This window comes from Pseudorhodoplanes sp. (assembly GCF_046289595.1).
In the GTDB taxonomy this organism is placed as follows: domain Bacteria; phylum Pseudomonadota; class Alphaproteobacteria; order Rhizobiales; family Xanthobacteraceae; genus Pseudorhodoplanes.
This window is the reverse complement of sequence record NZ_JBKBVB010000220.1, coordinates 1-2,969: the sequence shown is the minus strand read 5'-3', so window position 1 is coordinate 2,969 and position 2,969 is coordinate 1. Positions and strand designations below refer to the sequence as shown.

The following is a 2,969-nucleotide window of genomic DNA, read 5'->3' as shown; positions in this document are numbered from 1 at the left end:
ACGCCGACCATGCGGCGCGGCTGACGCGGCTGGGCTGCAGCAGCGCGGTGCCGGAGACCGTGGAAGCGAGCCTGCAACTCGGCGGACGCCTGCTGGAATCGCTCGACATTCCGCAGGACGTCGCGGTGCAACGGGTCGCGGAATTGCGATCCGAGGAAATGATACTGCTGAAAAAGGTCGGCCAGTCCTGACCTGACAGGTGAGGACCTGCCTGTCGGCGAGGCCGGACTTGGTCACCGTGGCCGCGGCTGCTCGCCCGTTCGCGCGAGCAACCGCGCGATCCTCTCAATGCGGTTGGTCCAGATTCCGAGCGGGAGTGACTTCGGCAGCCGGTCCAAATCTGCGGCGGAGTCGATGCCGGTGGAGAAGCTGCCGCCGTCGTAGTCTCCAAGAATAAATACGTCTGTATTTGCCGATTTCATGCGGGCCACAAACCTGTTCGGCCAGCCCCATAGCCAGGGCGCGATATTGAGCGGCACGAGCATTACGCGATCACGACAGGCTGCCGGTACTCGGCCGAACCAGCCGGTCGCAATGTAGCCAAGGAGGCAGTTCTTCAACGCACCGCTTGAGCCAACGCGAATATCAGGCAACTGCCGCTTGACTTCCTCCACGGGCTCGCTCGCGCCGTAGACTGTGAGTAGAGATCTTTGCTCTTTCGGTAGCAGCTTCAGCCGCGCAGCGAGTAGGTCGCCCTCGCTCCGATCCCGGCTCTTAATGTGAATAAAAAATGAGTTATCGGGAAAGGCTGCAAGGACCTCGTCCAAGGTCGGCATCAGACCGACTCCTTTGCCCCTGAGCGGGAAGGTCCTGCCGCCATCGGCGCTATAGCCATATCCGACATCGAGTGCTTTGAGGCCGCTGAGGCCGTTCATGCGCGTGACACCTTTGCCGTTGGTCCGGCAATCCAGTGTCCAGTCGTGAAATACGGCGAAATGTCCATCGGTGGTTGGGTGGATGTCGAATTCGACGATATCAGCGCCGGCATTGAAAGCTGCGCGCATCGACGGGAGTGTATTTTCGATCAAGTCATGTGAGGGCGGATGGATCATCGTCGCGGTGCACGAGTCGCCTTTCAATCCTTCTCGGTGGAAAATCTGATGGACACCGCGATGCGCCAGAAGGACGGGTTGTCCAGACCCCGCCGGGGCGAGCCAGCTTGCGTTGAAGAGGTAAACTGAGACGGTAATGAGAAGGAGGGCAACGAAGACGATACGCAGGCGCATGCACTATTCCTAGAAGGACGCCTGACTTTGCCTGGGATCGGGACAAAAAAAGGGCGAGGCACACCGCCACGCCCCTTTTTTTCTTACTTTTGGCGATCAGCCTTACGCCATCGCCTTCTTCAGGTTCTCGTCGATCTTGTCGAGAAAGCCGGTGGTCGAGAGCCACCGCTGCTCGGGGCCGACGAGGAGGGCCAGATCCTTGGTCATGAAGCCGGACTCGACCGTGTCGATGCAGACCTTCTCCAGCGTCGCCGCGAATTTCGCAAGTTGGGGATTGTCGTCGAGCTTGGCCCTGTGCGCGAGGCCGCGGGTCCAGGCGAAGATCGAGGCGATGGAATTGGTCGAAGTCTCGTTGCCTTTCTGATGTTCGCGATAGTGGCGCGTCACCGTGCCATGTGCGGCCTCGGCTTCCACCACCTTGCCGTCCGGGGTCATCAGCACGGACGTCATCAGGCCGAGCGAGCCGAAGCCCTGCGCCACCGTGTCCGACTGCACGTCGCCGTCGTAATTCTTGCACGCCCAGACATAGCCGCCCGACCATTTCAGCGCGGAGGCCACCATGTCGTCGATCAGACGGTGCTGATAGATGATTCCGCGCTTGTCGAACTCGGCCTTGAATTCCTTGTCGAAGATTTCCTGGAACAGCTCCATGAAACGGCCGTCATACTGTTTCAGGATGGTGTTCTTGGTCGACAGATAGACCGAGTAATTGCGCGACAGGCCGTAATTGAACGAGGCATAGGCAAAGTCGCGGATCGAGTCGTCGAGATTGTACATCGCCATGGTAACGCCGGAGCCGGGCGCCCTGAACACCTCCTTCTCGATCACCTGGCCGTCGTCGCCTTCGAATTTGATGGTCAGCTTGCCCTTGCCCGGAAACCGGAAGTCGGTGGCGCGATATTGATCGCCATAGGCATGGCGGCCGATGATGATCGGCTGGGTCCAGCCGGGAACGAGACGCGGCACATTCCTGCAGATGATCGGTTCGCGGAAGATGGTGCCGCCGAGGATGTTGCGGATGGTGCCGTTGGGCGAGCGCCACATTTCCTTGAGGCCGAATTCCTTCACCCGGCCTTCGTCCGGCGTGATGGTGGCGCATTTAACCGCAACGCCGACCTCCTTGGTCTTCAGCGCGGCGTCGATCGTGATCTGGTCGTTCGTCTCGTCGCGCTTCTGGATGCCGAGATCGAAATAGATCAGCTCGATATCGAGATAGGGATGAATCAGCTTGTCCTTGATGAACTGCCAGATGATGCGCGTCATTTCGTCGCCATCCATTTCGACGACGGGATTCGCAACCTTGATTTTCGTCATATCGGCAAGCCACCTGTTGAGAGCGCGCGGCCCCGGCAAGCCGCCGGCGACGTCCGGGGGCGGACGAAGCCACGCAGCCGGGAGCGAGCGAAGCAATCCGAAGCACGTATTAAATCACCACGACAGTTTATTCACAGAACTGTTATTGCGCGTAAATACGGCCTTCGTCGCGCTTGTCTGGAATTCGGGCGCAATCGCGATAGATACCGACGAAATGCGCTTCTCTTCGCTCCGGGGCACTGCAGGAGGAACCTGAATGGCCAGCGTCGTACTCTCTCGCCGAAACCTCCTGGTGGCCGGCGGCTCGGTGCTGATCGCCGGTGCGCCGGTCCTGACGCTGCCCGCGGGCGCGCAGGGGCTCGCGCCCACCCCCTCGATGCGGGGCGGCGCCAACAACTACATCAAGGGCGCGCCGATCGTCCCGCGGAT

Annotated in this window: 3 protein-coding genes; 1 reads left to right on the top strand and 2 read right to left on the bottom strand. The window is 60.4% G+C overall.

The features are described from left to right. Positions 1 to 191 (top strand): hypothetical protein (locus ACK41X_RS23255; RefSeq protein ID WP_409728642.1); only part of this gene is annotated, 191 nt, incomplete at its 5' end. A gap of 42 nt (positions 192 to 233) precedes the next feature. Here ACK41X_RS23255 and ACK41X_RS23250 read toward each other — a convergent pair. Together ACK41X_RS23250 and ACK41X_RS23245 are read right to left on the bottom strand one after the other, a co-directional pair. After that, positions 234 to 1,226, bottom strand: coding sequence for a glycerophosphodiester phosphodiesterase family protein (locus ACK41X_RS23250; protein WP_409728640.1), 993 nt, complete (start codon positions 1,224 to 1,226; stop codon positions 234 to 236). Between the two features lie 102 nt (positions 1,227 to 1,328). Further along, the gene (locus ACK41X_RS23245; protein WP_409728638.1) at positions 1,329 to 2,540 is read right to left on the bottom strand and encodes an NADP-dependent isocitrate dehydrogenase; all 1,212 of its coding nucleotides are present in this window, start codon (positions 2,538 to 2,540) and stop codon (positions 1,329 to 1,331) included. Positions 2,541 to 2,969 lie beyond the last annotated feature (429 nt).